The organism is Amycolatopsis kentuckyensis (assembly GCF_002155975.1).
Taxonomy (GTDB): Bacteria; Actinomycetota; Actinomycetes; order Mycobacteriales; family Pseudonocardiaceae; genus Amycolatopsis; species Amycolatopsis kentuckyensis.
Genome location: NZ_MUMI01000564.1, coordinates 1 through 2,598, shown reverse-complemented (window position 1 = coordinate 2,598; position 2,598 = coordinate 1). Strand labels below are relative to the sequence as shown.

The following is a 2,598-nucleotide window of genomic DNA, read 5'->3' as shown; positions in this document are numbered from 1 at the left end:
GGCGAGCCCGGCACCGGCAAGACCTCACTCGCCCTGGCCCTGGCCACCGCCCTGGACCGGCCGCTCGTCCGGCTCCAGTGCCACGAAGGCATCGACGCCGCCCAGGCCCTCTACGAATGGGACTTCCCCCGCCAGCTCCTGCACCTGCGGGCGCTCGAGGCGGCCGGCGGCGGGCAGCTCGACGTCGAGGCCGCCGAGCGCTCGCTCTACACCGAGCGGTTCCTGCTGGCCCGGCCGCTGCTGCAGGCGCTGATCAGCGCCCCGTGCGTCCTCCTGATCGACGAGATCGACCGCGCCGACGACGAGTTCGAAGCGTTCCTCCTGCAACTGCTCGACGAGCACGCCGTGACCATCCCCGAGTACGGCGAGGTCCGCGCCGAGCATCCCCCGTTGGTGATCCTCACCTCGAACCGGACGCGCGAGGTGCACGACGCGCTCAAGCGCCGCTGCCTCTACCACTGGCTCGAACACCCGGACCTGGTTCGGGAGGTCGAAATCCTGCGCCGTAGGATCCCGCGGGTAAGTGCAGCTCTGGCTCGGCAAATCGCTGAAGCGGTGCATCGGCTCCGTGAAATGGATTTGCTGAAACCACCGGGAGTAGCGGAGTCCCTCGATTGGGCGCGGGCTCTCTTGACTCTTCAGCGTGACGAGCTGGACGCGGCAACGGCGGCACGCACGCTCGGAGCCGTCCTGAAATACAGCGAAGACCTCGACCGGGTCAGGGCCAAGCTCGACGCCTTGTTCGCCTGACCGCCCGGGTCGGGGGTCCGGTGTGGTCGATGCGAGGAGGACCTGGGGATGAGCGTGGCCGAGACGACGGACACGAGACCGCCGTCCGAGGCGGAACCCGATCGGCCGGGTCCGGCCGGGCCGGTGGCCGCCAGGAGCGGGTGGCGCGGGAAGCTCGCCGCCGTCGCCGCCGTGCTCGGTGGCACCGCGCTGATCGCCGTGCACGCCTCCTTCTACGGTCACTGGCTGATCGACGACTCGGCCATCACGTTCGCCTACTCGCGCAACCTCGCCGACGGCTTCGGGCCGGTCCTGCAGCCCGGCGCCGCGCCGGTCGAGGGGTACTCCAACCCGACCTGGATGGTCCTGATCGCCCTCGGCAAGCTCGTCGGTCTCTTCGACCACGGGACGCTCTTCGGCGTCAACGACCAGATCCTCTTCCCGAAGGCGCTCGCGCTGCTCTGCTGCGCGGCCATCCTCGTGCTCTTCTACTTCGGCGCGAAGGTGCTCAGCCGCCGCCCGGCCCTGATCACGTTCGTCGCCGGGGCCGCGCTCGCCGCGATCCCGTCCTTCGTCATCTGGTGCTTCTCCGGGCTGGAGAACTCCTTCTACGCTCTCACCGTCGCCGCGCTCGCCGTGCTGATCGTGCGGGCGGTCCACAGCGGCCGGCTGCTCGACACCCAGGTCGCCGTCGGCACCGGGCTGATCTCGATGCTCGCCGCGCTGACCCGGCCCGACGGCATCATCTACGCCGGGGCCTACCCGATCGCCGTCCTGCTGTTCCTCAAGCGGGAGCTGCTCGGCCGCAGCGTGCGTGCGGTCGTGCTCTCCGTCGCCGGCTTCGCCGTCCCGTACGGCGCGTACATGGTCTTCCGCTGGTTCGAGTTCGGCCGCCTGGTCCCGAACACCGCCGTCGCGAAGGGGCAGGAGCCGCCGACGATCGAGGACCTCGCCCGGCCCGGCGACATCGTCTCGTACGTGGGCTGGCTGGTCGTCGCGGTCGCCGTCGCGTGCCTGGTGGTGCTGATGGTGCGGCCCTCGCGCCTGCGCACCGGCCTGATCGCCCTGATGGCGCCGTTCGGGCTCACCGTGGTCGCCTACATCGTGCTCGAGTACGACTGGATGGGGCAGCTGCGGTTCGCCACCCCGGTCTGGACGCTGGGCGTGTTCGGCGCCGCGATCGTGGTCGTCGAGGCGCTGGCCGCGGTCCGGCTGCGCGGCCGGATCGCGCTCGGCTGCCTGCTGGTGGTGGCGCTGGTCAGCTCGGTGAGCGGGCTCTACGACCAGGGCAAGTCCTACCGCGCCAACGTCAAGACGGCGTTCTGCATCGTGGCCGAGCGCGACGCCCGGACCATCAACGGCCTCGCGGACATCCTCAAGCTGCCCGACTCCGCCCAGGTCGGCCTGATCGACCTCGGCGGGACGTCGCTGGGCAGCCGCCTCCGGGTGCTCGACCTGGCCGGCCTCGGCGACAAGCAGGTCGCCGACTACCTGCACGAGTCCGACGTGACGGGGGTCCGCAACTACGTCTTCAACCAGGAGAAGCCCGAGCTGATCACGTTCATCGGGTCGTGGATCACCACGCTGGGCTTCGACAAGGACCCGCGGTTCGAGAGCGAGTACGCGACGATCTTCGTCAACCGGCCGATCGGCGTCGCGACCATCGATTCGCGCAACTGGGTCAGCTACCACGTCCGGCGCGACCTGGTCGACGACGCGAAGCTCGCGGAACTCCAGGCGTACGCCCAGAAGACGCTGCCGCCGGTCCTGGAACTCAACAAGACAGCGGGGCTGCGCGGCTGCGCGAACGTCCAGCCCGGCTTCAAGGCCGCTGCCTGACCCGAGCGCGAAACGCCCGCCTCGGCGGTC

General features: G+C 70.2%; 2 protein-coding genes. Both read left to right on the top strand.

Annotated features, from left to right (window positions below; genetic code table 11):
- Nucleotides 1–750 (top strand): AAA family ATPase (locus CCN39_RS41835; RefSeq protein WP_086851985.1); only part of this gene is annotated, 750 nt, incomplete at its 5' end.
- A 48-nt stretch (nucleotides 751–798) separates the two neighbouring features.
- Nucleotides 799–2,568 (top strand): hypothetical protein, encoded by a 1,770-nt coding sequence (locus tag CCN39_RS41830; protein ID WP_086851939.1) that lies wholly within the window; start codon nucleotides 799–801, stop codon nucleotides 2,566–2,568.
- Nucleotides 2,569–2,598: the final 30 nt, after the last annotated feature.

What these genes read in the sequence shown, in the direction of transcription:
- CCN39_RS41830 (WP_086851939.1), top strand. Translation starts at nt 799, where the DNA reads ATGAGCGTGGCCGAGACGACGGACACGAGACCGCCGTCCGAGGCGGAA.